The 26,576-nt window shown below is 71.0% G+C and carries 24 protein-coding genes and 1 pseudogene; 13 read left to right on the forward strand and 12 right to left on the reverse strand.

Translation table 11 applies throughout. The annotated features are described in order from the left end of the window. Nucleotides 1-327: 327 nt before the first annotated feature. On the reverse strand, nucleotides 328-966 hold the full coding sequence (locus ACZ4IF_RS14500) for an HD domain-containing protein (protein WP_467562709.1): 639 nt from the start codon (nucleotides 964-966) through the stop codon (nucleotides 328-330). A 106-nt stretch (nucleotides 967-1,072) separates the two neighbouring features. Between ACZ4IF_RS14500 and ACZ4IF_RS14505 the strand changes: the two genes are divergently transcribed. Then, nucleotides 1,073-2,041: a GlxA family transcriptional regulator gene (locus ACZ4IF_RS14505; protein ID WP_467562711.1), complete on the forward strand. Its 969-nt coding sequence runs from the start codon at nucleotides 1,073-1,075 to the stop codon at nucleotides 2,039-2,041. Nucleotides 2,042-2,359: 318 nt separating this feature from the next. Beyond that, nucleotides 2,360-2,968, forward strand: a complete 609-nt coding sequence (locus tag ACZ4IF_RS14510; RefSeq protein WP_345656968.1) for a flavin reductase family protein — start codon at nucleotides 2,360-2,362, stop codon at nucleotides 2,966-2,968. Between the two features lie 40 nt (nucleotides 2,969-3,008). On the opposite strand, the gene ACZ4IF_RS14515 is transcribed toward ACZ4IF_RS14510, so the two are convergent. Together ACZ4IF_RS14515 and ACZ4IF_RS14520 are read right to left on the reverse strand one after the other, a co-directional pair. Further along, nucleotides 3,009-3,683: an ABC transporter ATP-binding protein gene (locus ACZ4IF_RS14515; protein ID WP_467562713.1), complete on the reverse strand. Its 675-nt coding sequence runs from the start codon at nucleotides 3,681-3,683 to the stop codon at nucleotides 3,009-3,011. Further along, nucleotides 3,680-4,807: an ABC transporter permease gene (locus tag ACZ4IF_RS14520; RefSeq protein ID WP_467563035.1), complete on the reverse strand. Its 1,128-nt coding sequence runs from the start codon at nucleotides 4,805-4,807 to the stop codon at nucleotides 3,680-3,682. The genes ACZ4IF_RS14515 and ACZ4IF_RS14520 overlap by 4 nt, the downstream gene beginning before the upstream one ends. Before the next feature lie 92 nt (nucleotides 4,808-4,899). Here ACZ4IF_RS14520 and ACZ4IF_RS14525 point away from each other — a divergent pair, with 92 nt between their 5' ends. Further along, nucleotides 4,900-5,532 carry a TetR/AcrR family transcriptional regulator gene (locus ACZ4IF_RS14525; RefSeq protein ID WP_467562715.1) on the forward strand — a complete coding sequence of 211 codons (633 nt, stop codon included), beginning with the start codon at nucleotides 4,900-4,902 and terminating at the stop codon, nucleotides 5,530-5,532. Nucleotides 5,533-5,812: 280 nt separating this feature from the next. On the opposite strand, the gene ACZ4IF_RS14530 is transcribed toward ACZ4IF_RS14525, so the two are convergent. From ACZ4IF_RS14530 to ACZ4IF_RS14550, 5 genes are all read right to left on the reverse strand, one after another. After that, a complete protein-coding gene (locus ACZ4IF_RS14530; protein ID WP_467562717.1) occupies nucleotides 5,813-6,472 on the reverse strand; it encodes a hypothetical protein in 660 nt (219 codons plus the stop codon). Further along, nucleotides 6,469-6,963 (reverse strand): sigma-70 family RNA polymerase sigma factor, encoded by a 495-nt coding sequence (locus tag ACZ4IF_RS14535; protein WP_467562719.1) that lies wholly within the window; start codon nucleotides 6,961-6,963, stop codon nucleotides 6,469-6,471. The genes ACZ4IF_RS14530 and ACZ4IF_RS14535 overlap by 4 nt, the downstream gene beginning before the upstream one ends. A 194-nt stretch (nucleotides 6,964-7,157) precedes the next feature. After that, complete coding sequence (locus tag ACZ4IF_RS14540) at nucleotides 7,158-8,579, reverse strand: hypothetical protein (RefSeq protein ID WP_467562721.1); 1,422 nt, start codon at nucleotides 8,577-8,579, stop codon at nucleotides 7,158-7,160. A 424-nt stretch (nucleotides 8,580-9,003) separates the two neighbouring features. Further along, entirely contained in the window at nucleotides 9,004-9,699 is a 696-nt protein-coding gene (locus ACZ4IF_RS14545; protein WP_467562723.1) for a response regulator, read from the reverse strand. After that, complete coding sequence (locus tag ACZ4IF_RS14550; RefSeq protein ID WP_467562725.1) at nucleotides 9,696-11,069, reverse strand: sensor histidine kinase; 1,374 nt, start codon at nucleotides 11,067-11,069, stop codon at nucleotides 9,696-9,698. The genes ACZ4IF_RS14545 and ACZ4IF_RS14550 overlap by 4 nt, the downstream gene beginning before the upstream one ends. 221 nt (nucleotides 11,070-11,290) lie before the next feature. On the opposite strand from ACZ4IF_RS14550, the gene ACZ4IF_RS14555 reads away from it, so the two are divergent. The 4 genes from ACZ4IF_RS14555 to ACZ4IF_RS14570 all read left to right on the forward strand — a co-directional run bounded on the left by ACZ4IF_RS14555 (nucleotide 11,291) and on the right by ACZ4IF_RS14570 (nucleotide 18,211). Continuing rightward, on the forward strand, nucleotides 11,291-11,983 hold the full coding sequence (locus ACZ4IF_RS14555; protein WP_467562727.1) for an ABC transporter ATP-binding protein: 693 nt from the start codon (nucleotides 11,291-11,293) through the stop codon (nucleotides 11,981-11,983). Beyond that, nucleotides 11,980-14,403: an ABC transporter permease gene (locus ACZ4IF_RS14560; protein ID WP_467562729.1), complete on the forward strand. Its 2,424-nt coding sequence runs from the start codon at nucleotides 11,980-11,982 to the stop codon at nucleotides 14,401-14,403. Before ACZ4IF_RS14555 ends, ACZ4IF_RS14560 begins: the two co-directional genes overlap by 4 nt. Nucleotides 14,404-14,874: 471 nt before the next feature. Continuing rightward, a complete protein-coding gene (locus ACZ4IF_RS14565; RefSeq protein ID WP_467562731.1) occupies nucleotides 14,875-15,657 on the forward strand; it encodes an intradiol ring-cleavage dioxygenase in 783 nt (260 codons plus the stop codon). Nucleotides 15,658-15,967: 310 nt separating this feature from the next. Continuing rightward, the gene (locus tag ACZ4IF_RS14570) at nucleotides 15,968-18,211 is read left to right on the forward strand and encodes an ATP-binding protein (protein WP_467562733.1); all 2,244 of its coding nucleotides are present in this window, start codon (nucleotides 15,968-15,970) and stop codon (nucleotides 18,209-18,211) included. Nucleotides 18,212-18,424: 213 nt separating this feature from the next. Here ACZ4IF_RS14570 and ACZ4IF_RS14575 read toward each other — a convergent pair whose 3' ends face one another. Beyond that, complete coding sequence (locus ACZ4IF_RS14575; RefSeq protein WP_467562735.1) at nucleotides 18,425-19,021, reverse strand: TetR/AcrR family transcriptional regulator; 597 nt, start codon at nucleotides 19,019-19,021, stop codon at nucleotides 18,425-18,427. A 52-nt stretch (nucleotides 19,022-19,073) separates the two neighbouring features. On the opposite strand from ACZ4IF_RS14575, the gene ACZ4IF_RS14580 reads away from it, so the two are divergent. After that, a complete protein-coding gene (locus tag ACZ4IF_RS14580) occupies nucleotides 19,074-20,051 on the forward strand; it encodes a GNAT family N-acetyltransferase (RefSeq protein ID WP_467562737.1) in 978 nt (325 codons plus the stop codon). Nucleotides 20,052-20,090: 39 nt separating this feature from the next. Here the strand turns inward: ACZ4IF_RS14580 and ACZ4IF_RS14585 are convergent, their stop codons facing one another. Then, entirely contained in the window at nucleotides 20,091-21,101 is a 1,011-nt protein-coding gene (locus ACZ4IF_RS14585; RefSeq protein ID WP_467562739.1) for a helix-turn-helix domain-containing protein, read from the reverse strand. Nucleotides 21,102-21,232: 131 nt separating this feature from the next. On the opposite strand from ACZ4IF_RS14585, the gene ACZ4IF_RS14590 reads away from it, so the two are divergent. Beyond that, nucleotides 21,233-21,751 carry a peptidoglycan-binding domain-containing protein gene (locus ACZ4IF_RS14590; protein ID WP_467562741.1) on the forward strand — a complete coding sequence of 173 codons (519 nt, stop codon included), beginning with the start codon at nucleotides 21,233-21,235 and terminating at the stop codon, nucleotides 21,749-21,751. On the opposite strand, the gene ACZ4IF_RS14595 is transcribed toward ACZ4IF_RS14590, so the two are convergent. Next, nucleotides 21,726-22,679 carry a helix-turn-helix domain-containing protein gene (locus tag ACZ4IF_RS14595; protein ID WP_467562743.1) on the reverse strand — a complete coding sequence of 318 codons (954 nt, stop codon included), beginning with the start codon at nucleotides 22,677-22,679 and terminating at the stop codon, nucleotides 21,726-21,728. The genes ACZ4IF_RS14590 and ACZ4IF_RS14595 overlap by 26 nt on opposite strands. A gap of 314 nt (nucleotides 22,680-22,993) precedes the next feature. On the opposite strand from ACZ4IF_RS14595, the gene ACZ4IF_RS14600 reads away from it, so the two are divergent. Then, a complete protein-coding gene (locus ACZ4IF_RS14600; RefSeq protein ID WP_467562745.1) occupies nucleotides 22,994-23,482 on the forward strand; it encodes a hypothetical protein in 489 nt (162 codons plus the stop codon). Nucleotides 23,483-23,842: 360 nt separating this feature from the next. Continuing rightward, nucleotides 23,843-24,967: an NAD(P)/FAD-dependent oxidoreductase gene (locus ACZ4IF_RS14605; protein WP_467562747.1), complete on the forward strand. Its 1,125-nt coding sequence runs from the start codon at nucleotides 23,843-23,845 to the stop codon at nucleotides 24,965-24,967. A 132-nt stretch (nucleotides 24,968-25,099) separates the two neighbouring features. Here the strand turns inward: ACZ4IF_RS14605 and ACZ4IF_RS14610 are convergent, their stop codons facing one another. Further along, on the reverse strand, nucleotides 25,100-25,282 hold the full coding sequence (locus tag ACZ4IF_RS14610; protein ID WP_467562749.1) for an SbtR family transcriptional regulator: 183 nt from the start codon (nucleotides 25,280-25,282) through the stop codon (nucleotides 25,100-25,102). A 20-nt stretch (nucleotides 25,283-25,302) separates the two neighbouring features. Between ACZ4IF_RS14610 and ACZ4IF_RS14615 the strand changes: the two are divergent. Continuing rightward, a pseudogene (locus tag ACZ4IF_RS14615) lies at nucleotides 25,303-25,583 on the forward strand (aldo/keto reductase); the annotation flags it as partial. Between the two features lie 267 nt (nucleotides 25,584-25,850). Continuing rightward, complete coding sequence (locus ACZ4IF_RS14620) at nucleotides 25,851-26,396, forward strand: hypothetical protein (RefSeq protein ID WP_467562751.1); 546 nt, start codon at nucleotides 25,851-25,853, stop codon at nucleotides 26,394-26,396. Nucleotides 26,397-26,576 lie beyond the last annotated feature (180 nt).

Genomic DNA, 26,576 nt, shown 5'->3' on the forward strand with positions numbered 1-26,576 from the left:
CGGGCATCCACACGCCGGCGCCCTGCAACCGCGACGTGCCCGCACGCATGCCGGGCATACCTCTGCCCAGGTCCTTGCCGCACGCCCCCCTCCAAGGTCGTCGCCGCCGCCGTCACCAACTCCGACCTCGACTGCGTCGGCTACGTCCCGATGCCGACCCACCAGACCACCCTGCGCACGACGGAGGCGCCGAGGGCCGGCCCGTTCTGAAGTCAGTGGTGGAGTTGTCCGAGCCTGCGGTCGAACAAGTGCCGCGGGGCTCGGGCACGCCGGTCTCCGGCCCTCGCATCGGCGTCGTAGTGGGCGTCGGCGCCGACGCGGGCCCCGCTACTCGGGCCAGTCGGAGTTCTTGATGACCTCCACGAAGTCGCCGCGTACGAAGCCGGGGGAAAAGTGGGCCAGCACGTCGGCCTTGACGTTGCCGAACGTCGTCGCGGGGCGATCCTTGATGCCGTCGGTGAAGGCGGCGAGGATCCGGTTCTTGAAATCCGGGCGGGGGTGGGCCGCAACGACGGCCGCACGTTGTTCGTCGGAGATGGCGTGGTAGCCGATGCCCAGGACGTCCAGTTCCACACCACGGGTGACCAGGGCCACTTCGGGTGCCATGTGCAAGGGGATCTCCGGGGTGGTGTGCAGGGCGACAGCCGCCCAGACCCGGTCGGCCGGCTCGCCGGTGATGCCGTGGGCGTGCAGGAAGCGGCGGGCCTCGTCGGCACCGTCGATCTCGAAACGCTGGTCGGTACGGCGGAAGCGCTCGGTCAGTCCCAGGTCGTGGAACATCGCGCCCACGTACAGCAGCTCGGGGTCGAAGTGCAGCCCCTCTTCCCGGCCGCGGAGGGCCCCGAACAGGAACACCCGCCGGGAGTGGTCGAACAGCAGTGGCGAGGCGACATCCCGTACCAGCTCGGTCGCCTCCCGCGTCAGCGCACTGTCCGGGATCCGCACGCTCGCAATCGATTCACCCATGGTGACCGCCTTCCTCTCCGTTCTCGATCAGTGACCTCCTACAGCTTCGTCGCGTGCCCTAGGCTGAAGCCATGTCCTTCCTGCCACACAAGCCACAGATTCAGACATGACGCACCGTGTCGCCTTCTTGGTGTTCGACGGTGTGACCCTGCTCGACGTCAGCGGTCCCTCGGAGGTGCTGCATCAGGCGGCACGCCTCGGCCACCCCTACACGCCCGTCCTGGTCTCCCCTCGCGGCGGTGACGTCACGACCGCGTCGGGCCTGGCGCTCGCCCGGACCGTGGCGGCGGTCGACGTCGGGCCGGTCGACACGTTGGTGGTCGCCGGAGCCGACCGGCTCGCCGAGCAGCCCTCGGGGGAGGAACTGCTGGAGGCGGCAGCCACCCTCGCCGAAGGGACCCCTCGGGTCGCGTCGGTCTGCAGCGGTGCGTTCGTCCTCGCCGAGCTGGGCCTGCTCGACGGACGCAGGGCGACCACACACTGGCGGCATGCCGAGACGCTCGCCCGCCGCTACCCCCGGGTCCATGTCGAGCCGGACGCCCTCCACATCCGGGACGGCCGGTACGTCACCTCCGCAGGTATCAGCGCGGGCATCGATCTGGCACTCGCACTGGTCGAGGACGACCACGGAGCGGCCGCGGCCCGGGAGGCCGCCCGCGAACTGGTCGTCTTCATGCAGCGGCCGGGCGGGCAGTCGCAGTTCTCCACGGCTCTGGCGACCCCACCGGCCCGCAGCGACCTGCTGGGCTCGCTGACCGCGTCCGTGCTCGCCGACCCGGCCGCCGATCACAGCCTGCCCGCCATGGCCGTATCCGCCGCCGTCAGCACGCGGCACCTGACCCGGCTGTTCCAGACCGAACTGAACACCACACCCGCGCGATGGGTCGAGCGGGTCCGCCTCGACCGCGCGCAGCAGCTGCTCCTCGACGGGCACAGCGTGACCTCGGCCGCGCAGCGCAGCGGGCTCGGCAGCGACGAGACCCTTCGCCGCGCCTTCGCCCGCCACCTCGGCACCACCCCGACCGAATACCGCAGGCGCTTCACCACCACACGTCCGCAAGGTTCTCCGGAGTGAGTCGCACCCAGTGGTGCATGACCCCGCGCTGCGTCTGCCTTCGGCGGAAGCCGACGCGGGACCGCTCCTCTGCACATCGAGCACTCGCCCCTCGCGCACTCACGCACTCACGCACTCGCACAGGACACCGCTGACCTCGGCCCCAAGGTGCGGCGCGAGCGCCGCCCGTGTTGCTTCGTCAGGTCCATGCTTGCTCGTGCTCGCTGTCCAGCCATAGGCCGGCTGGGCGTCCGCGAGGCGGGTGGTAGGAATCGCGAAGATTCCAAGCCCGTCGCGTCGCGGACTCCGCACAGCGCGACCGGTTCGATACTGATCGGCATGCGCGTCGAATACGACCCCGAGGCCATGGACAGGGCGGTCTTCTACAGGTTTCTGACGTCCGTCGTCGTTCCTCGCCCGATCGCCTGGGTCTCCACGATCACCTCGGACGGAAGCACCGAGAACCTCGCCCCGCACTCCTTCTTCAGTATCGCCAGCACCGACCCCCCGATCGTCCAGTTCACCTCGATCGGGCGCAAGGACTCCCTGCGCAACGTGGAGGACACCGGAGAGTTCGTCGTCAATTTCTCGTCCGAGCCGCTCCTGGACATGATCAACGCCACCGCCATCGACTTCCCCCGGTCCGTCAGCGAATTCGACACCGCCGGCATCCAGCGCGAAGCCAGCAGGTGCGTGCGGCCACCCAGGGTGGCCGCATCTCATGTGGTCCTGGAGTGCCGCTCGCACACCACCTTGCGGATGGGCAACTCCACTCTCGTCTTCGGACGCGTGGTCCACGCTGCGGCGGACCGGGACTTCCTCGCCGACGACCGTCCCAGCAGCACCCTGTTGCGCCCTCTCACCAAGCTGGGCGGCGACGAGTGGGGCACCCTGGGCGAGGTCATCCACCTGAGCCGGATTCCGTACGAGGAGCCCGACTCCGAGTGATCCCGCAGCCGTACGGGGCGGTCTGTGTCTGACCCTGCGTTCAGGCAGTGGCTGCGGACGCGTGGTCCAGCATGTCTTGGGTGGTGTCGGCGGCCACGACGACGACCGGATCATGGGTGGCGACGAGGGTGACGCAGCCGCGTTCGTGGGTCGTGCGGGCGATGAGCGCGATCAGGTCTTCGGCGCGAGTGCGGTCGACGACGGCGGTCGGCTCGTCGACGAGGAGGAGTTCGGGCCGGGTGAGCAGGGCGCGTGCCAGGGCCACGCGTTGGCGTTCGCCGCCGGAGAGCTGGTCGGGGCGATGACGAAGCCTGTGGTCGAGTCCGACCTCGGCGAGCAGTTCGCGGGCCTGACTGCGAAGGGTGCGGGGTTTGTGCCCGGCCAAGGAGGCGGCGGCGAGGAGTTGTTCCTCGGTGGTGAGGCCGGTCAACAGGTTTCCGCTCTGGAACATGTAGCCGATGCGGGTGCGGCGGGCGTGGGCGCGTTGCCGGTCCGTGAGGGCGGCCAGGTCGGTGCCGTCGAGGAGGGCCTGTCCCCGGTCCGGGCGGAGCAGTGCGCCGGCGACGGCCAGCAGAGTGGACTTGCCGGAACCGGAGGGACCGACGAGGGCGGTGAGGTCGCCCTGCCGGAAGGAGGCGGTCAGGCCTTGGAGGGCGGTGGTGCGGGATGCGCCGCGGCCGAGGGTGACGGTGATGTCTTTCAGGTGGAGGGTCATCGTGCGGCTCCCAGCATGGTCATCGGATCGACGGTGGTGACACGCCGCAGGGTGAGGGCGGCCCCTCCGAGGCCGACCAGGACCACGGCGGCCATGGTCGTGGTGAGGGTGGACGCGGGCAGGCTGAAGGGCACCTGCTCGCCGACGAGGAGGCCGACCGCGGCGGCGAGTGCGGCTCCGAGGGCAGTACCGGCGGCGACGACCACGGCGGCCTGGGTGAGGGTGTGGCCCAGGAGGCGGCGGCGGGATGCGCCCATGGCGCGGAGCAGGGCGAGTTCCGGTGTGCGCTGGACGGTCCAGATGGCGAAGAAGGCGCCGACGACGAGCGGGGCGATGAGGAAGAGGAACGTCTGGATGGAGGTCATGGTCAGGCGCTCCCCCTTGTAACCGGGGGCGGCGGCGAAGGCGCCTTCGAGCGGGACGGTCGCGGTGCCGTGGCGGCGGTCGGCCTCGGCGAGCGCCTCGTCACCGAGGTCGGCACGGGCCTTGAGAGCCATCGCGCTGTACTGGGCGGGGAGGTCTGGGGACGTGGTGTGCGCACCGGGGGTGGTGAAGCGGATGCGGCGCCAGGTGTCGGTGCTCATGTAGGCGACCGGGACGTGGCCGTAGGAGGACCGGCCCGTGGTGCCGACGACCTTCAGGTCGATGCCGAGCCGGTCGATGGTCAGGGTGTCGCCGATGCGAACTCCGTCGTTCACGAGCTGTCGGGAGACGACGATGCCCTGGGGCGTGGCCGTGTCGAGGTGGTGGCCGTCATCGGCGCCGGGATCGGTGAAGGCTCCGGGTTCCACACCGAGGGCGGCGAGGTCGATCTCGACATCGCGGTCGGTGGTACCGCGGGTGATGGCGATGCCGATCGGCGTGGCCTCGATGTCCTTCTCCCCCGTCCAGCCGGTGGCGGTGCGCTGGTCGATCAGGCCGCGCGCGAACTGGTCCGACTTGGTGCCTTCGGCGAAGGCGACGTGGGTGGCATGCAGCTTGCGCAGAGCGGACACGGTGTCGTCGCCGAGGCCGGTGGTGAAACCGGAGACGATGCCGACGAGCGCGGCGACGAGGACGACGACGCTGCCCATCAGCAGGAAGCGGCCTCTGGCCGCTTTCAGTTCCAGCAGGGCGAGGTACATGGGCACTCTCCAAAGATAGGGACAGAGCGTCCCTAAATTTAGATGATGGCGACGCGGCGTCCCTAAGTGGGATGGGGTTCTAGACTGACCGGGTGCCCAAGATCCATGCCGCTTCAGTCGCCGATCACCGTGCCCAGCAGCGCGCCACCCTTCTCGACGCGGCATACGAGCTCCTCGCCGAGGGCGATGCGGCCGAGGTGACGTTCGCGGCGGTCGCCCGCCGCACCGGGCTGGCCCGCAACAGCGTCTACAAGTACTTCGCCAACCGCGGCGAGCTGCTGACCGAGGTGGTACGGCAGGCCGCGCCACGCTGGACCGAGCGCATCCGTGCTGCCCTCGCCGCCGCCGGCGACACCCCCGAAAGGCGCGTCGCCGCCTATGTCAGGGTGCAGTTGGAGATGGTGCGCGACGGCGAGCACCGCATCGCCCGGGCCACCGCCGACAGCCAGGACGCCGCGGCCTTGCGCGCAGGCGCCGACGCGGCACACCGGGCCCTGCTCGACCCGCTCGTGGACGCCCTGAGCGACCTCGGCGACGACGCCCCCCTGCGCACCGCCCGACTGCTGCAAGGAGTCGTCAACGCCGCGACCACAGCGCTGGAAGCAGGAGACGACTACGCCGCGGTCACGGATCGCGCGGTACGGCTGACCGTCGCCGCCCTCGCGGGCCTGACGACCGATCCGCTGCCCGGCGAGCCGAGAGACGACCAGTCCCCGCCCGCCTGACGCCCCGATGCGTCCGTGAACTGCCGGTACCGGCCGTGCTCCGGTGTCGGAGAAGCCGGAGAGCTGGACCTATGCGCCCGCAGGCGGACACGTGGCCTGGCCCGCGCCCACTTCGCGCACCCTCCCGGCACGGCGTCGCCACGAGGTCGTCACCAGGACCGCCCTCCGGCGTATGTACGCCAGGCGGATCAGGGGCATGACCACCGAGCTTTCGGCGCCTTCGGGCGGTGCGGGCCGCAGGAGCACGGGGCGGCGTCGGGCCCGGCGCCGCCCCGTGCCTTCAGCGATGGCGCGGAGGTGTCTGCGTCGTGCACGTCAGCGGCTCGTCGGTCGGGACGAGCCGCTCGACCGATCCCGGACGCCCGTGCGTCACCTGCAGTTGTTCGGCGTCCAGGTAGCCGATGAACAGTTGCTTGCCCTTCGGCATGGCCGAGGGCGTGAACACGAAGGTGACGCGGCCGTCGCCGGCGCGTTCTCCTCGCATCACCTTGTCGACGCCCGGTCCCACGCCGCTGGGGTCCAACTCCCCGTCGTGCGGCCCCCGGCAGAACTCACCGACCTTGATCAGTACGGGGAATCGGGCCTGGTTCAGGGCGCGTTCGAGGCCCGCGTGATCGGCGAAGTAGCGGCCCTTGTCCCAGGTCACGTGGATGGTGCCGTCCGTCTTGGTGTCCACGGAGTAAGCGGCGGTGCGGACGTGGACCGCGCCCGCACCGGTGCTGTCGCCGGCCTGCGTCGGCGGGGCGGTACCGCCGCCGGCTCCCGGCACGGCGAATGCCAGAGCCGCCACCGCCGCGCAGGCGCCCGCTGTCGTCACGACGCGACGCCGGGCACGCCTGTTCCGCCCCCTGGCTTCGATCTCCTCCACGGAAACGTCCAGACGCACCTGGCCGAACGCTTCCTGCAGCACGCCTCGGACGTCGCTCAGATCGTCCCTCATTGTTCGCCCTCCTCAGCAGTCACGAGATGTCCGCGCAACGTGGTGACGGCTCGCGACAAATGGGCGGTGACGGTCCCCTCGGCGATCCCGAGTGCCTTCGCGGTCGCCCGGGTGTCCAAGTCGAGCAGGAACCGCAGGGCAACAACCTCCCGTTGTCGCTGCGGCAGCTCGCGCAGCACGGCGAGGAGCATGGGGTCGAGTCCTCCCGAGGCCGCCGGGTCCGTTACGGCGGCGGTCTCCGCGACACCGTCGACGACGACCTCGCGGCGACGCCGACGCCACCACGACACTCGTGTGTTGAGCGCCGTCCGCACGATCCACGCCCGCGGTGCAGGATGCCGGGACACCCTCGCCCAGGACACCCAGGCCTTCGTGTACGCGTCGGCCACCAGGTCCTCGGCGAGCTGCCGGTCCCCGACACACGCGAGTACGGTCCGCAGACACTCGCCCTGACTGGCACGGTAGAAATCCCTGAACTCCAGCTGCTCCACGCCCTCTCCACGCCTGGGAGCGCCGGCTCACTTACCCGGCCCGCCAGAAATCCGCTTCCCGCACCAGAGTGCCTCCGTCGGCGGCAGTCGCGGGACACGACCAGGGGGACGGGCGTCGGGTGAGAGCGGGGCGGGCGATGCGTGCTGATCGTTCTGCGTCAAAGCCCACCGGTGGCACCGCCCGTCTCGGACGCTCAGCCGTCCACCCCGGCCTCCCGCTTGCGCACGCGCAGCACATGGTCGCTGAAGAGGTGCCGGCTCCGGTCGAGGAGTTCCCCCACCTCCGCGTCGCCGCGCCGTACGTCCGCCGACGGATGCCAGCGCTGCACGGATTGCCCGGCCCAGGTACGCAGCTTTGCATCCGGGTCCTCCAACAGGCCGACGGCCGCCCGGAGCGCGACGATGCCGCCACGCGCGTCGAGGAGCCGGAATGCGCCCACGCGGACGTGCCGCGGCCGGTCGGAGCGGGTGCGCTCCAGCAGCCGGTCGGCGGGCAGTTCCTTGGCCGAGGGCAGCAGGGCCACGGCTGTCTCGCGGACGACACCGGCGGCGGGGTCGTCGAGGAGCGGCCACAACCGTTTCGCGTCCACGCAGTCCAGTGCCCTCAGTCCGGCCACCGCCCGCGCCCGCACCCCGGGTGCCGGATGCGCGAGCAACGGCCGCAGCAGCCCGGTGTCCGCACGGTTCCCGCACTCGGCCAGCCCGATCACCGCACCGGGCGGCAACTCGGGATCGTCCGGTGCCCTGCACCGCTCTCGGTACCAGGCCGCCGGATCGCCTCCCAACTGCCGCAGGACATACCGGGCGCAGGCGCGTACGAGGGCGGACCGGTCGCCGAGATACGACTCCGCCTGCTCCGACCGCCCCGCGCGCCGCAACGCGGTGACCCCGGCCGCACGGGTGCCCGGGTTGCGCGCGGCCAGCAGTGGAGACAGCACATCCTCGTCCGCCTGCTCATCCCCCAGAGCCGCGAGCGCCGCTGTGGCACACAGGTCCTGGACCACAGTGTCCTCGTCCCGGGCGGCAGTGCGGGCCAGCTCGGCAGGACGGAACAGACGGCCCTCGACGGCCAGCCGGTACGCGAACCGACGGACGTAGCGGTCCGGAGCAGCCAGGAGAGGAGCAAGCCGACCAGCAGATGCCCCCCGCAGGACCTGGCCGAGCACATCGACGCCGAAGGCGCCTCTGTCGCGGCGGCCGACACGGAGGATGAGCGGCGCGAGGTCGACCGCCGCGTCCACATCCAAGACCGCGCGCAGCAGTTCCCGGGCACGCTCGCGCACGGGGCCGACCCAGTCGGCACAGCGGATCACGATCAACGGCAGCAGACCGGGGTGACGCACCGCCGAGCGCAGCGCCGCCTGACGGATCCGCCCGTCGCGGTGGCAGAGCGCGAGCGCGAGCCGGGGCTCGTCCAGCCGAGTCGGATCCACGGGCAGCGGGGCGCCGCGCTCCCACTCCGGCAAGAATGGCGAGTGACGCCAGGCCACCTCACGCACACCTGCGTCCAGCGCCAGCCAGTCACCCGGGTCGGCGACAACAAGCGTGCTCCGAAGCGGCGCCCCTCCCGCAAGCAACACCACTGCTGACGCCGCGCCCTCGATGTCCTCGATCATTCCCCACTCCCCCCAGCCGTACTGGGTGATCGTAGAGCGCGGAGCCCGCTCGCGCTCCGGGCGCGTACCGCCACCGGGAGCGTGTCGACGTGCTCGTGGTCGTATGTGCCGTTGGCGATGCTCCGTGCCCTGTTACGTCGGTCGTGGGTGACGAGGTGTCGGTTGGATCGTGCGGATCCGTGGGGTTGGAGAGTGGGATGCCCGGCGGGTCTGTGCCTCGCATGGTCGATGGGGCTGAGGGCGGAGCCTGTCCCCGTTCGAGGCGATGTGCGGCAGCGGCAGGAGCCGGTGCCCGGCATCAACTACTCCTCGTCGACCGGCCGGTGGTCACCCTCAATCACCTGCGGCACGACCGTCCGCACTCGAAGCCGGGGCGCTCCTCGACGGGACACACCGACCTCGCGACCCGGTCGGTGCCAGGCCGTCAGCCCGCTCCGAGCGGACCCTGCGGGGAGATCAGGCCGCTCTCGTAGGCGAGTACGACGGCCTGTACGCGGTCCCTCAGATCGAGCTTCGACAGGATGCGGCCGACATGCGTCTTGACCGTGGTCGGGCTGAGGCAGAGGCGGTCCGCGAGTTCGGCGTTGCTGAGGCCGGTCGCCAGCAGGCGCAGCACTTCCAGTTCGCGCGGGGTCAGCCCGGACAGGTCGGGGTGGACGCGGACCCGCGGGGACTCCTGGCGGTGGGCGAAGCGCTCGATCAGCCTGCGGGTGATCGTGGGTGCGAGCAGGGCGTCGCCGGAGCGCACGAGGCGCACGGCGGCCACCAGGTGCTCGGGGGTGACGTCCTTGAGCAGGAAGCCGCTCGCTCCGGCGGTGAGCGCCGCGTACACGTAGTGGTCGAGGTCGTAGGTGGTGAGGATGATGACCCGGGTGCGGTCGAAACCGTCGAGGCCGCTGCCGAGAATGCGGCGGGTGGCCTCGATGCCGTCCATCCGCGGCATCCGGATGTCCATGAGGACGACGTCGGGCCGGGTGCGCCTGACGGCCTCGACCGCCTCGGCGCCGTCCGCCGCCTCGGCCGTCACCTCGATGCCGTCGGCGGCCAGGATCATCCCGAAGCCCGTGCGGACCAGGGCCTGGTCGTCCGCGATGACGGCGCGCAGGGCAGGCGCGTTCACACCGCCTCCCACGGGATGCGGGCCGTGACCCGGTAGCCACCGGTGGGCGTCGGTCCGGCGGTGAGCTCGCCGCCGTAGAGCGCGAGCCGCTCGCGCAGCCCGATCAGTCCCCGGCCGTTGCCGTCCACGGCTGGCGAGTCGCGCACGGCTCCCGTGTCGGTGACCTCGATCTCGAGCCAGGAGCCGGCGAAGCCGATAGCCACGGTCGCACCGGCGCCCGCCGCATGCTTGATCGTGTTGGTGAGCGCCTCCTGGACCACGCGGTACGCCGTGAGTTCCATCCCGGGGGGCAGCGGTCCGGCAGGCAGCGACACGGTCAGGTCCACGGGTGTGCCGGCGGCCCGTACTCGTTCGGCGAGGGCATCGAGTTGCCCGAGGCCGGGCTGTGGTTCCAGACCGTCGGCGGGGGTGTCGGCGCCCGTGGCCGGGCTCGCGAGCAGGCCCATCACATGACGGAGTTCGGCCATGGCGGCGCGGCCCCCGGCCTCCACCGCCAGCAGTGCCTGCTTGGACCGCTCCGGGGCCGCGTCCATCACCTTGCGCGCCGCGCCCGCCTGAATGACCATCACGCTCACATTGTGGGTGACGACGTCGTGGAGTTCGGCGGCTATCCGGGCGCGCTCCTCCTCGACGGCCCGGCGCATGGCCTTCTCCTGGGCCTCTTGCAGGTCCGTGAAACGTTTTCGGCTGGCCTCCAGGCGCAGGCGCCCGAACCGGACGAGGCTGGCCAGCACCCCGACGACCAGGAGCACGACGGCGGGGCTGGACCAGCCGGGGAGCACGGGGTCCGAATCCCGGAACGCGACACCGGCCAGCACGGCGGCGACGATCAGCGCTGCCATCGCCCGCGTCCGGTAACGGCTGTGCGCGACGGCCCCGTACGCGCCGATACTGCAGGTCAGCACGTTGATCCAGGAGACGCGGTCGCCTATGGCCAGAGCGGCGGCGGCGACCACCCCGAACGCGAGCAGCGGATACCTGCGCCTGGCCACGAGCGGCAGCGCCGACAGCACGACCAGGGCCCAGGGCGCGGAGCGCTCCGGCTCGTACACGACCCCTGGACGGGGAATGGCCGGCGGGGACGGGATCGTGCCCCGGTTCTCGACGACGGCCTTGGAGCTGATGCGTACCGGCCCGTCGCCGGGATAGCGCGCGGCCACGATCAGCGCGACGACGGTCAGCAGAACCGCCAGCACCACGTCCACGCGCATTGCCCGCCGCGACAGTTGGGCGGGCTCCCCCTCGGGCCGTGTCGCGTCGCGGACGTGTGCCCACCACGTGCCCGGCCGCAGCACGTCACCGGCCCGCTCTCGCCATGAGCCCGCCCACAACGCCTCGCGCGGCCGCCCGCACGGCTCCTCCTTCTCCATGCGCACATTGTGTGGCCCCGCTGCGCGCCTCCGCGTCCACCTGCGTGACCGGCGCACCTGTCCGCCAGGAGTACTCCTCGAGGATGACCCCGTGGCCGGGTCCTCCGCGGGGAGGGCCGTATGTCGGTGCCACGGCCGACGCGCCGCCGAGACGTCCGCCCGTACGTTCACCGGGCCCGCACAGGGCATCGGCTTCCCGACCACGAAGGACGGACCCACTCATGACTCAGGTGATCGAACTGGAGGGCGTCGCGAAGCGGTACGGCGGCGCCGACGCCGCGGCGCTCGGACCGGTCGACCTCGCGGTGGCCGAGGGCGAGGCTCTCGCCGTGACGGGTCCGTCGGGCAGCGGCAAGTCCACGCTGCTCAACCTCGTCGCCGGTCTGGACCGGCCGACCGAGGGCACGGTGACGGTGGCCGGGCAGCGCATCGACCGGCTGAGCGAGCACGCGCTGGCCCGGTTCCGCCGCGAACGGATCGGTATGGTCTTCCAGTTCTTCAATCTGCTCGACGACCTCACCGTCGCCGACAACATCCAGCTTCCCGCCCAGTTGACCGGGACCGCCCGGCGGGCGGCGGCATCCCGTGCCGGGGAGCTGATGGACGTGCTGGGAATCCAGAAGCACGCCCGCGCCTACCCGGGACGACTGTCCGGTGGCGAGCGCCAACGGGTCGCGGTGGCACGGGCCTTGGTGAACCGGCCCGCTCTGCTGCTCGCCGACGAACCGACCGGCGCGCTGGACAGCGCCTCGGGTCAGGAGGTACGTGAGTTGCTCGTCGACCTGCACCGCGGCGGCCAGACCGTCGTCCTCGTCACGCACGACCTGGAGTTGGCCCGGGCGTGTGCGCGGCGCACGATCCATCTCGTCGACGGCCGCGTCGCGGTCGACACGCACGCGGAGGCTGTCCGATGAGGCGGTTCGGCAGCGGTGCCCTGGGGCGTGTCGTGCGTTCCGGGGTCGGCAGGCGACGCGTCCAGACGCTGGTGATCGCCGTGGCGACGATGATGGCGGTGGCCTCGGCCGTGGTCGCCGGGTCCCTGATGGTCGCCACGAACGCTCCCTTCGACCATGCCTTCGCGCGGCAGCACGGGGCGCACCTCACCGCGGAGTTCGACCCGGACCGGGTGAGCGCGGCACAGCTGGCGAGCACCCGCCGCGTGGAGGGGGTCACGGCGAGCGCGGGACCGTTCCCGTCCACGACGATCAGACCGGTGGGCCCGGACGGCGGACACCTTCCCGCGCTGACGCTGGTCGGACGGCCCGGCCCGGGAAAGGACGTGGACGAACTGGACCTGAAGTCGGGCCGGTGGGCGCGTAAGCCCGGCGAGATCGTGTTGTCCTCCGACTTCTCCGGCCAGTTCCTCGAGCTCGGTTCGACGCTGAAGAGTTCCGACGCCGCAAGCGCGCGGACGCTGACCGTCGTCGGCTTCGCGCTGTCGGCCGGCGACAGCGCCGAGGTCTGGGCGACCCCCGCCCAGGTCAGGTCCCTGGCGACCGGGGACACCGGCCTCACCGGCCAGATGCTCTACCGCTTCGGCTCCGCGGCGACGAAGTCCCAGATCGCGGACGACCGCAGGAAGCTCACCACCGCCCTGCCCAAGGGGTCGCTGATCGGTACGCAGTCGTGGCTGGACACCAAGCGCGCCGCCGATCAGGGCGCGGCAGCGACGATCCCCTTCCTGTTCGCCTTCGGAGTGCTCGGCATCGTCATGTCGGTGATCATCGTCGGTAGCGTGATCAGCGGCACGGTGGGCACGAGCCTGCGCCGGATCGGCATCCTCAAGGCCATCGGGTTCACCCCGGGTGAGGTCGTACGGGCTTACGTGGCACAGGCGTTGATCCCGGCCGCGGCCGGCATCGCGCTGGGGGTCGCCCTCGGCAACCTGCTGGCCGTGCCGCTGCTGGCGGACACCGAGTCCGTGTACGGAACGGTGTCGCTCTCGGTGGCCTGGTGGGTCGATGTCGTGGTGCCCGCCTGCGCGCTGCTCGTGGTCGGGGTCGCGGCGCTGGTGCCCGCGCTGCGGGCCGGGAGGCTGCGTACGGTCGAGGCGATCGCCGTCGGCAGGGCGCCGCGCACCGCGCGGGGTCAGTGGGCGCATCGCGCGGCCGGGCGGCTCCCGCTGCCCAGGCCGCTGACATACGGTCTCGCGAGCCCCTTCGCCCACCCCGTGCGCGCCCTCGCGATGGTGCTGGCGGTGACGTTCGGGACGGTGGCCGCGACGTTCGCGGTGGGACTGACCCAGTCCCTCAACGCGGTGGCCGGCGCGCAGGATCCCGAGAACCGCGCCGATGTCACCGCCATCAGCGGCGGACCCGACTCGGGTCCCGGGCCGCGCCCGGTGGAGAAGAAGCAGAAGCCGCCGGCGGCCGGCGCCGAGCGCGCGCCCGCCGCCGCGGGGGCGAACCAGGGGCAGTCGTCGGCCGATCCGGACGCGGTGCGTGCCGCGATCGCGGCGCAGCCCGGCACCGCCTCGTACTACGGCACGGCGATGGGGGACGCCAGGGTGTCCGGGATCTCCGGCACCGTCCGCGCCATGCTCTACCAGGGCGATTCCCGTCCGGGCAGCTACGAGATGATCCATGGGCACTGGCTCTCCGGGCGGGGCCAGGTCGTGGTGCCCACCCGCTTCCTGGAGAGGACGGGCACCAGGATCGGCGAGACGGTGCGCGTGACGTTCGAGAAGGAGACCGTGAGCCTGCGGATCGTCGGCGAGGCATTCGACACGTCGGACGACGGCATGCGGGTCCACGCGGATCTCGACAGCTTCGCCAAGGCGCAGCCGGAGGCCTTCCACATCGAGGTCGAGTCGGGGATCTCCCCCGCCGGCTACGCGCAGAAGCTCGGCCAGGTGGTCGAGCCACTGGGCGGCGACGCCTTCGCCGAATCCGCCCCGGAGGGAGAGAACATGATCGTGCTCCTGGAGGCGATGGCCGCGCTGCTCACCCTGATGCTGGTCTCCGTGGCAGGCCTCGGAGTGCTCAACTCCGTGGTGCTGGACACCCGCGAGCGCGTCCACGACCTGGGTGTGTGCAAGGCCCTCGGCATGTCTCCGCGTCAGACGGTCGGGCTCGTACTCGCCTCGGTGGCCGGGATCGGTGTCGTCGGCGGGCTGATCGGCGTCCCGGCCGGGTTCGCGCTGCACGGCTACGTGCTGCCGGTCATGGGAGAAGCCGCGGGCACCGGCCTGCCGCCCTCGGTCCTCGATGTGTACGACCTCCCGCAACTGCTGCTGCTCGGCCTGGCCGGCGTGCTCGTCGCACTGTTGGGCGCGATGGTCCCGGCGGGCTGGGCTGCCGAGGTCCGCACGGCCACAGCACTGCGCACCGAGTGACCGACAGGCGGTCGGCACCGTGCGGTGCGCGCCGAGACGTGCTGGGGGGCCGCATCGTGCGGCGCCCGCCGGACGCCGCCGTCCGGACCGGGCCGGCGTTGTTGTCCGTACCTCCGGCTACGACCGGCCTCGATGGGCCGGACGCGGATCGATCGTGAGGGACTCGCGGTCATGGGGGGGGTGGGTCGTACAGGCCCCGGCACCCGGTTCGGGACTGAGGGTATTTCGCCGTGTCCTCACCCCTCGACTCGGCGCGCTGGTCGAGGACATGTCGAGAGAAGCGCGGTTGACCCCGTGGCCGGCTGCGAACGCCCGGGGAAACGCGCGCGTGGCGGATCAGCCGCCGCGGATCACCCTGCTCCCCCGCCCACACCCGGGGCGGACACGGCCACGCGGAGGGTTTCGTAACGCGCTCGATCCGTGGGTCGTCCGACCGATCCCGTCGATCGCCGCACGCGCCATCGTGGCGGCATGACTGATACCCCCCACCACGACCCCGCCGAGCAGGCCGGCGCCACCCGCAGATCCGTCATCGCCACCCTGGGCGGCGCGACTCTCGGCGTGGCAGCCCTCGGATTCGCGGCTTCGCAGGCGGCCGCCGAGGACCGAGGCGGCACCCCTCGAGCCACCGCCGCGCCGGCCGCTGCCTGTGTCCTGACGCCCGAACAGACCGAAGGGCCCTACTATCTGGATCTGGAGACGGTCCGCAAGAACATCACCGAGGGCAAGGCTGGTGTGCCGCTCACCCTCCGCGTGACGGTCGTCGACATCGCGACCTGCTTCCCGTTGCCCAACACGGCGGTCGACATCTGGCACTGCGACGCGCTCGGCGTGTATTCCGGCTATGTCGCGGGCGGCTCCACCCCGGACACCACCTTCCTGCGGGGCGTGCAGCTGACCGACTCCACCGGCGTCGCCGAGTTCACCACCGTCTACCCCGGCTGGTACGTCGGCCGCGCGCTCCACATCCACGTCAAGACCCATGCCGGCGGCACCGTCTCCAACGGGACGTACCACGGAGGCCACGTCTCCCACACGGGCCAGCTCTACTTCCCCGAGACCTACAACACGAAGATCGCCGCCCTGACGCCCTACCGGAACAACACGGCCGGCCGAACCCTCAACGCGAGGGACGGCATATACCGCAACGGCGGATCCTCAACCGTGCTCACCGTCACACAGGCCGGCAGCGACGTCGGCAAGGGAGTGACGGGCGCCGTCGTACTCGGGGTCGATCCCGCCGCAACGCCCTGAGGCACGCACACCCCACCAGGGCGGCCGGCCGATGCGGCCGGAGGGTTTCGCCCAGGGAGCCCGCGGCCAGGAATCGGGAATGACCCGGCATCGAACATGTGAGTCATGCGGGGCGGCGCTGGCCGCCGGACCACACAGCGGCAGGCCGGCCAGGTACTGCTCCAACGCATGCCGGCAACGGGCGTTCCGACAGCGTTCGACGCGCGCGGGTTCCGGGAGGCAGCGGCCGACCACGCCCGCTGCCTCCCCACCGGATCCGGGCCGTGGGCTGCCGTCGGCGCTCGACTCCTTCGTGGGGCGTCGAAAGGAATTGTCCGACCTGCGCGCCCTGCTGAGGACGTCGCGTCTGCTCACGCTGACCGGCGCCGGCGGCGTCGGCAAGACACGGCTGGCGCTGGAGTTCGCCAAAGGGCTGCACCGGCGCCACGCTCGGGTGGATGTGGTCGAACTCGACTCGCTGCACGACAGCGCCCCACTCGCGCTGTCCGTGGCCACCGCGTTGGGTGTGGGCGAGCGGGCCGGGCGATCCGGCACCGACGCCCTGGCCCGCGCGATCGACGGCACCTCGCGCCTGTTGATCCTCGACAATTGCGAGCATCTGGCCGAGCCGTGCGCACAGCTCGCCGCGACCCTGCTGAGCCGCTGCCCCCGGTTGCGGATCCTGGCCACCAGCCGGGAGGCGCTGCGGGTTCCCGGCGAGACCGTGTTCCGGGTCGAGGAACTGTCCCTGCCACCGACCGGCACCGAGGACGACCCTGCCACCCTTCTGCGCTTCGATGCCGTCCGGCTGTTCGTCGAGCGCGCCACCAGCCGCGCACCCGGCTTCACGCTCCAGGCGGGCAACGGTGCGACCGTCGCCGAGATATGCCGCCGACTCGACGGTCTGACCCTGGCCGTCGAACTCGCGGCGCGCCGCGTCGGCACGCTCCCACTGGGCGACATCCTCGACGGGCTGGACGACCGGCTCTTCCAGCTGTCGCTCCTGACCGACGGCAGCAGGACCGGCCCCCGTCGCCACGACGGACTGACCGCCGCCATCGACTGGAGCCATCGCCTGCTCGAACCGGCGGAACAGGCGGTCTTCCGGCGTCTCGCGGTACTCGTCGGCGGATTCGACACGGGGGCGGCGCAGGCTGTCTGCACCGGCGACGGTGTCGTGCCCCGCCACATTCTGCGCGTCCTGTGTGCGCTTGAGGCCAAGTCGCTGATCGTGCGGCTGCCCGGCGACGCACATCCCGCGCGGTTCCGTCAGCTGAGCGCCGTGCGTGCCTGCGCCATGGAACGTCTGGTGGCGTCCGGTGAGCTGGACGCAGTACGGGGACGGGCCCTGGAGTGGCTGAATGGTCTCGCGGAACGCACCGGTGGCGAGGTGTTCGCCGACCAGGCCGGCGGACTGCTCACCGCCGAACGGGACAATCTCGCGGCGGCTTTGGCCGACACCGGTTGCCGCGACGGCGCCTTGCGCGACCGGCTGGCCCTGGAACTGGCCCGCGTGCACTACCAGCAGGAGCAGCCTTCGGCGGCCCGCCCGCTGCTGGACGGACTTGTGCGGGACCCTTCCGAACCCGTCCTCGGCGGCGCGGTGGCGGCGCTCGCCACGCGCGTGGCCTGTCAACAGGCCGACCTGGCAGGAGCGTTGCGCCTGGGTGAGCAGGCGGTACGCCAGGAACGCATGCGCGACCACCCCGCCGGTCTCGCGAACGCCCTGGACGCGCGGGCGGCGGCACGACTGTGCCGCGGCGAGTTCCCTGCCGCCGTCGCGGACCTGCGCGAGTGCCTGCGTGTCGTCTCCGCGCTCGGCCGACCGCAGGACACCGCATGGTGCACCCATCACCTCGCCTGGGCCCTGCTCCAGGCCGGCGATGAGGCCGAGGCCGACGTGCTCATGGCTCGCTGTCTTCCGGTACTCAGGTCACAGGCGCACTGGAGCCGGACCGCTGCCGCGCTGCACACCGCCGGTGCCGTACGGCTGTCCCTGGGGCGGCTGGACAGTGCCGAGGCACTGTTCGACGAGGTGCTCCGGATCGTCCCCGAGGCGAGTTTCCACGCGCTGTACCCGATCGAGGGCCTGGCCCTCGTGGCCGCCGAGAGCGGTGACATGCGGCGAGCCCTGCGGTTGTACGAGGCGAGCGCGCAGGCCCGCAGCCGGCTGGACACCGAGCCGGAGGACCCATGGCGCAGACGGGTGGAACTGACGGCGGCTCGTGCGCGGACCCGGCTGTCATCGACCGCGCGGGACGCGGCTGTCAGCAGTGGTCGCCAGTTGCGCGGGGACCGGCTCGTCGCGTACGCCCTACGGACGGGAAGCGGCGACCGTCGTGCGGCGACGGACGTCACGGCCGTCGCCGTGGACCAGTCCCCTCTCACCGCAAGGGAGTTCAGGGTCGCCGAACTCGTCGCCGAAGGGCTGACCAATCGCCGGATCGCGGAGTGCCTCGGTCTTTCGGAACGCACCGTCGCCACCCACCTGGACAAGGTCCGCGACAAACTGGGCCTGCGCTCACGCACCCGGATCGCCCTGTGGACGGCCGCACGGACCCGCAGCAGATCCTGACGACGCGAGGCTCAAGGTCACGCCGGTTCGGCCCCGGGCTCACCTGCGGGTCGGAGCGGTTCCCGGACGGCCTTCGCCCTCGGCGTGAACGCCGGAGCGCCGGCCGTGATCAAAGGTCGAAGCACAGCGGGTCACCCTACGGAGCAGTCCTCTGCGACAAGGCAGCGGATGCCTTCTGCCGGTGAGGCTCGGGTCGCCGCCACGTCTCGGCCGTCATCGGGGCAACGCGATCGAGGCGAGGAAGTCGTCGAGGATCGTGACCTGTACGTCCTCGGGGAATCTGCCCGGGTCGAAGAGGGCCTGGACGACCAGTCCGTGCGTGAAGGCGACGGCGGCGGCCGCGAGTTGTTCCGGGTCGGCGGTCGCGGGGAGTTCGCCGAGATCACGTGCTGCTTCCATGTGCGGGCGGATCGTCGAGCGCAGCCGGGTGTAGCGGTCGGCCTGTTGCGTGGTCAGCTCGCCGTCGGCGAGGGAAAGGTCCCAGGAGCTGACCCAGATGCGGTTGCGGGCGATGTCGCCCGGCGTCAGCGGCAGGATGTCCAGGAGCATGGCGCGCACGGTGGCGAGGCCCGCGCCGGGACGCGCGCGGCGGGGCCTCTCCGCGGTGCGCTGCTCCAGCAGGTCCAAGGCGTGCGTGATCAGGGCTCGTTTGGTCGGGAAGTAGTGCATGAGCATCCCGGTCGAGACACCCATGACCGTGGCGACGGCACGCAGGGTCAGCCCGCCGAACCCCTTGTCGGCGAGGACGTGCCACACGGCCTCGGATACGTCTTTGCGGCGGGCTTCACGGTCTCCGGGCGCGGGTGGCATGGTGCTAGCTTACGTACCGAACGCTTGTTATGCACCCACAGAAGGGACTCCCATGTTCATCCAGCCGCTCGGCACCCATGCCCAGCTCCGTCCCCTGGAGCCTTGGCAGGCGCAGGAGTTCCTCGCCCACATCGATCGCGCCCGGGTCACGGTGGACCCGTGGATCCCCTGGGCGACGTTCAGCACCGACCTCGAATCGGCCACGGCCACCCTGCAGCGCTACGCCGACCGTCTGGCCGCGGACACCGGCCGGATCTACGGCATATGGCTGGACGGCGACCTGGTCGGCGGCGTCATGTTCACTCGATTCGACAGCGCCGCCGGCGTCTGCGAGATCGGATGCTGGCTGGAGCAGGCCGGGGAGGGACGAGGCCTGGTGACCCGAGCCTGCCGGATGCTGATCGACTGGGCCTTCCGGGAACGCGGAATGAGCCGCGTCGAATGGTGGGCGGCGGCAGGCAACACCCGCAGCACCGACGTCGCACGCCGATTGGGCATGACCCGCGACGGCGTGCTCCGGCAGCGCTATCCGTATCAAGGGGTGCGACAGGACAGCGAGGTCTGGTCGGTCCTTTCGGAGGAATGGCCGTCTGTCCAGGAAGAGTCCAAGTCCGCCGTCCTGGCCGAGCTCGACCGGCTGATGGACGTGTTCGTCGGCGCCTTCACCAACACCGGCGACCGCCACCCCGACCTCAGCGTCATCCGCGACGTCTTCATCCCGCAGGGAAGGATCATCGCGAACGTCGGGGACGAACCCGTGGTCTACGACCTCGACGCGTTCATCGAGCCACGGCAGAAGATGCTCACCGACGGGACACTCACCGAGTTCACCGAACGGGAGGTTTCCGAGCGGACCGAGATCTTCGGATCGATCGCGCACCGGTTCAGCGAATACCGCAAGTCCGGCTACCGGCACGGCAAGCGGTTCGAGGGCGGGGGCTGCAAGACCACGCAGTTCCTCCGCACGCCGTCAGGATGGAAGATGTCCTCGCTGGCCTGGGACGACGAACCCACCGCCGTCACGGAATGACCGGTCGCTCATCACCCTGGCCGGGCGGCCGCCCCGGCCTCAACGACCGTGTGAGGAAGGTGAGATGGGAGGTTCGGACGGTGGGGTGAGCCGTATCGTGCCGCCTGGGTCGGTGCAGCCGTGCGCACCGGAGGTAAGGATGGTGCAGGCTCTTGCGTCGGACGGCGTGTCGGCCGCGACCATGGGGCTGTAGACGTCGGTGTCATAGTGCACCGTGTCCTGCTGCGTCGCGCCTTTCGTGGGCACGACACGTGCTATGTCGCCCACGCCTCCCCAACTGATGCGTGCCCAGGCGGCCTTGCAGGAGTCGCTGTAGCGCAACTCGACGTAGACGCCGTGGACCTTGGTGAGGGCGGAGGTCCAGGGGTCGCCGCATCCCTCCGTCTTCGGGTCCTTGCCGGTACAGCTCTGCTCGAAGCAAGTGATGTCGAGCCGGTTCCTGCCGGAACCGCCCGTGGGGGAAGACCGCTGGGTCTCGCCCGAACTCCTGGGAGGGTGTGTCGCCCGCAGCGCGATGGTGGCCCCGCCGATGACGAGCACCATAGCGGCGGCCAGTACGATCCAGCGGCGGGCGGCCCAGTCGGTCCACGGCTTGTCGGGGAGTGTTCTGCGCGGCAGGCCCGTGATCGTGTCGGCCGGCAACCGTGGGTCATCGGTCTCCGCCGGGGTCTCGGAGGACGGACCCGCCGCTGCGGGCTGAGGAGAGGCGACATGCTCGGCGGCCGCGGCGGGCTTGGGTGGAGCGGCGGGATCTGGCCGTTCCCGCCGCTCCGGCGAGCCCTGTCGGCTCCAGGCCCGTGCCGCCAGCTCCCACAGCGCAGCGAGCCGCGCCGGGTCCGCGCCGACCATTCGTGCCAACGCGTCCGCGGCCTGCCGGGGAGGCAGTGACTTGCCGTTCAGATACCGCTCCCATGACGACTTGCTGTGCAGCGTGCGCTCGGCCAGCGCGGCCAGGCTCAGGCCGCTGCGGTCCTTGAGCCGTCGCAACTGCTCCACGAGGGCGCGCAGGTCAGGTTCGAGCGTGTCGGGAAGCGGTTTCCAGTCAGCCATGTTCCACCTCGGTGGCTCTCATCCGTCATAGCTCCCCACCCTTCTGGAAGCGCAGTCCCGAGCAGGCCCCCTGTGGGGCGGATCGAGCCAAAGCGATGACGGAGTGTCGGGGACCGGGGTATGACGGTGCTATGAACTCGCATGGCGGCGTCGGCCGACGGGCGGCCCTGTCGGCCGCCGTCTGCTCGGTCGTCTTCGCTGCGACCTGCGCCGCGAGCGCGCCATCCGCCGATCACGCGACGTATGTGACCGGTTCCGGTGCCTTCGCCGACGACTGGAGCGAGGAACCGCTCTTGGAGGAGGGCCGGATACCGCGCAGCGATCTGGTCGGGCTGTGGCAGGCGATCTTGTGGGCGGACGGTTACCTGCCCAGCTCGGGGATCACTTGCGCGTTCGATGCCGCCACGAGCAGGGCGACCCGGACGTGGCAGACCAACCATGGCCTCGGCGCCGACGGGATCGTCGGGTCGGCCACCTTCGGCTTCGCGGCCCGAAGGCTCGTATCGGCGCCGCCGTGGACGGCGTACCGCGGTGAGACGTACACCCTGCCCCTGCTCCGTGGCCGCGGTGGGGTGTACGAGGTGTATGACGCGGGTCTCCTCCGCGGGCTACGGACGAACGAGGTCACCCTGACGAGCTGCCGCCGCTGACCGGTTCCACCCAGCTGTCGTGCTCCGTCACACAGAGCTGGTGATCGAGGGACTGATCGGCCCCGCCGTCCGAGCGGTCCGAGCGGTGTTCTCCATGCGAGACCACGACGCAGGCCAGCGCTCCCCGCGGAGTTGCGACCGTCATCGCCGTGCGCGAGGCTTCGGGACGCGCGTGCTGGGTCGCGGCGCCCTGGGCGGCGACGAGCAGCCGCTCCGTTCCCCGGGCCGGTCCCGCCTCGGCCCAGACCGCGTGGCAGGCCGGGCTGTACCGGAGGGTGAGGACGGTCCCGTTGGTGCGCAGCGCGTGCACGACCGTGCTGAAGCGGTCGCACCTCTCTCGGTAGGGGTCCTGTCCCTGGCAGGCGTGACCGCGGCAGCCCACTCCCGCAGCCCCTGCGTCCGACGAACGCAGCGGCCACGGCCACGTCGGTGCACCCGGCGGTGCCCCACGCGGCACGACCGGTCTGCCGGGGCCACCGGTCCAGGGGTGGACGAGGGCCAGGACGGCGCACAGGGCGCCGGCTCCGACGACGGCACCGACAGACACCCTTCTTCGGCTGACGACAGCGGCGACCGCCCTCCCGAGACCGCTTTCGGGGGGAGGGATGGATTCGGCCGGGCCAGGCGGTGCCGGGGCTCCCTTCGTCGGCCCGGGAGAAGGCACGTCCTCCCCTGCACCGGACCCGGCGAGTCCGGTGGTCCCGTCCTGCCAGGCCACCGCAGCCGACTCCCACAGGACGCGTAACCGCCCCTCGTCCGCGTCGGCCAGCTGGCCGAGCAGCTTGACCGCCCGCCACGGGGGCAGCTTGCGTCCGTTGAGGTAGCGGTGCCAAGACGTAGTGCTGTAAGCGGTCTTGGTGGCGAGCGAGGCCAGGCTCAGCCCCGCACGGTCCTTGTACAGCCGCAGCTCTTCGACCAACCGGCTCACCTGACGAGGGAGTTCGACCCGTAAAGGCCGCCATCGGCTCATCAGCATCCCTCGCCCCGGCCTCGTCTTCCCTGGCTGGCCAATGTCTCACCGCGTGTCCCGCGCCGTCCCGGCACCGTGCCAGACCGCACCGTCCTTTCACAGGTCAGCGTGTCGGACGTCCCGGCCTTTTCCCCGCTGCCCGGCCTCTCTTGCGAGATCGAAGGCCGGCCCGGCACGGTCGATGACGCAAGAACACGAGCCGGGCGGCACGGCGCACGCCTGACACGGCACACGCCGGACCCGCCTGCCGACACGGGGAGGTAGGCACCAACATGTACGCACGAAGCAGCACCGCACGAAAGCGAGTCGTCCTTGCCGCAGCCGCCGCTGCGCTCGGCGCCGGCCTGGCCGTCGCGCCCTCAGCGAGCGCCTCGACGGCCGGCATGAATCCGCACGCCGCTCCGCTCAGCGGGCCGTTCAAGGCGTGGACCGCCTCGCACCACGCGTCGGACATCGCGGGAGCGTGGGCGCACGGCCACAGGGGTGCCCTCGACAACGGCCGGATCATGGTGGACGGAACGCTGTACGACACCAAGTACGACCACAAGGCGGCCTGCGTGCAGATCCACGCCAAGTACGCCGACGGCGGCACTCGCGACGAGTGGGTGTACACGAGCAGCAAGAACGGGAAGTCCATCGGTCCCGGTGGCGGCTACACCTTCGCGTCGAGTGTACGGACGATCTGGGTGCGCGAGGGCCTCGGCAACGGAGGTCACTGCACGAGGATGGCCAGGGGCGTGCACACCATCTATCAGCGCTGAGGACTCAGCACTCAATGCTGAGTGCGGCGCGCCGCCGGGCCGAGGCGACGGGCCGCCGGGAACTCTCAGGTGATCGAGCCGGGAGTGCGGAACGGGGCTCGCGGTGGAGGGGGAATCCGCGAGTCCCGTTCTTCGCAGCGTCCGGATGCGTCGGCCCTCGTCGGCCACGAGGGCCGGGTACCGCCGAGTTCGGTGAACCGGAGAGGGGCCGGAGGCGTCCATCTCGGCCTCGGCGGACGAGAGTTGCCGGCTCCACCCGACGGAGTCCCAGTGCCGTCTCCATCGTCGTCGGCGTACTCTGCTTGGCAGTGGGTGCCGGGGTCCGAGAGCATCGACGGTGATCAGTGACCGGGGGCGATCATGAACGTCGGGTCCGAGCAGCGGCCTCTGCGTGTTGCCGTCATCGGAGTGGGCGTCCTCGGAGCCTGTGTGGGCTGGAACTTGTCGCGGCACGGGGCCGATGTGGTCTTCGTCGACGCGGGCCTGCCGGGCGAAGGGGTCACCAACTGGTCCTTCTCATGGGTCAACGCCAGCAACAAGACCGTGCGCAGGTCCTACTTCGATCTGAACGTCGCGGGCATGGCGGCTCACCGTGAGCTTGCGGAGACCATCGGGCCGGACTCGTGGTGGCATCCCGGCGGCCATCTGCGCTGGGCCGGCGATCCCGCGGCTGAGGCGAAGTTCCTGGAAACAGCCGAGCTGCTGGCCAGTTGGGACTACAGGGTCGAGGTGCACACGGGAGACGAGGTGCGCCGTCGCCTCGAACCTGCTCTCACCGTGCCCGGCAGGACTCCGGTGCTGTTCTACCCCGACGAAGCGTGGGTGCACGGCCGCCATCTCGTCGGCCGCCTGGTCGACCGAGCCGTCGAGTCCGGTGCCGAACGCCGGTTCGGCACCGCGGTCCGTGACATCGGCATCGCCACTGACGGGGGCGTCCGGACAGTGACTCTGTCGGACGGGAGCCGTCTCGACGTCGACGCCGTCGTGAACTCAGCAGGACCCAGCGCCTCCCGGGTCGCCGGGCTCATCACACGGCACCTGCCGATGCGCCGGGAACCCGGCGTCGTCACCCGTATCGGCTGTGCTCAGGTCCCGGTTCACCGGGCCATGCACGCGCCGCACATCGAGATCCGTCCTGACGGAGATGCGTCCATGGTCCTCCACAGCCGTGAAATCGACGCACTCATCGACACAGGTGAAGAGCCGACGGAACTTGCGCGGCTGCTCCACGAATCGGCGCGGCGCGTCATTCCCGAACTCGGCAACTCCCGCATCGCGCAGACACGGGTGGCCCACCGACCCATTCCAGCCGACGGATTCCCCTCGGTGGGAGCGGTGCCGTCCGTGCCGGGCTACTACGAGGCGGTCTCCCACAGCGGCATCACGCTCGGGCCGGTGATCGGTCGACTGCTCGCTTCGGAGATCCTCACCGGGAAGAGGGACGGGTTGCTCGCGGACTTCCGCCCGGAGCGGTTTCCCCAGTGACAGCGTTCCTGTCCCGGCCGTCCGAGAAGAGGACGACCCGCACCCGCCACGCCCTCGGTCACTGAGGACCTCGGTCCTCGGCTCACCGTGGACGCACCCGATGGAACAGGACCGCGATCGGCGTGCGGCGCGCTACGGCCGGAAGCCGTCGATCGCCAGTTCCATCAGGCGGCCGGCCTGGGCGATGCCCTCCGGACTGTTCGGCGTACGCCACAGGCAGCTCATGAGCATGATGGCGTCGACCGGGTCGATGCCGGGGCGTACCTCACCGGCCTGTTCGCAGGCCTCGAGGAGTTGTCGGACGGCGGCGGTCACGGGGGCCAGGAGTCGCTGATGACGGCTCGGGCGAGGAGATCCTCGGACGCGCTCTGAAGGATTTCGCGAACCGTGACGACGTCGTCATCACCACCAAGATCCGTCACTCCATGCGCCCCGGCAGCCCCAACGGCGGCGGCCTGTCCCGCAAGGCGATCATGGCTGAGATCGACAACAGCCTGGGCCGCCTGGGCACCGACACGTCGACGTCTACATGATCCACCGCCTCGACAACGAGACGCCGCTGGAGGAGACGCTGGAGGCGCTCCACGACGTGGTGAAGGCCGGCAAGGCCCGCTACACACCGCGCCACGACTTCCAGTGCGTCTCCGACGAACGCGAAATGGAGCGCATCAAGGCCGGCATCCCCGGCTACGCCAACATCTGACGCCACACCGGCCGCGCCGGGACCTCGCCCCGGCGCGGCGCAGGGCCGGGACCGCGCGACGACCCATCGATTCCACGTTTGCCCGACACTGATCTCCTGCACCTGCATGCTGGTGCAGGCCGACAGAAACAGGGGGGTTCAGTGGAAGCAAGCACGACCCGCAGCGTGGCGCGTGCGCGAATGGGATCGGCTCTGGCGGTCGCGCTCCTTCTGCTGCCCTTGGGCAGCTACGGACTCGCCCGGATCGGGGCAGCGCCTGAAGGCACACCGATCGTGCTCGGCCTGTTGGCCGGGATCGGCGGCTTCGTCATGCTTCCCACCCTGTGCGAGGAACAAGCCCCGTTCAGGCACACGTCGTCACGTCTGACCGCGCGCACCCTGACCGGCGAACGGTCCGTCGACCTGAACCGGATCGCCAGTGTCCGACTGCTGACGACCTTTTCCTACGGCAGGGCGTACCGCACCCTCGTGGTGCGTGACAGCCACGGTGTTCGCCTGGGCATCACGACCGAGAGAAGCCGGCGGAAGCTTCGCCGAGCGGTCGAGAAGGCTGACGCCCACTCCCGGCCCGGTGCCCCCGGACCCCGAGTGAGCCGTGCGGCCCGGACGTATCTGGGCCTCGCTCCCGAGCAAGGGCTCACGGTCCATACGGTTCTCGCCTTCTTGCTCGTGACGACGTCCGCGAGCCTGTACGTGATCGCCGCGCTTCGACTCGGCGGACAGTGAGGCTTCTGCGGCACAGAGGCAGCGGGCCGACGATGCGGTCGGCCGTGAGGAAACGGCCCTCGAGGCAGGCTGGATGAAGCACTGGAGCGGCTCCCGCACAGCCCTCGCGCAGGTCTGCAGATGCGCGCGACCAGGCCACTCGGCAATTGAATCGCCCCTCCCCGATGAGGGTTGCGAGGC

The sequence above is a fragment of the Streptomyces sp. NPDC025784 genome (genome assembly GCF_055558435.1).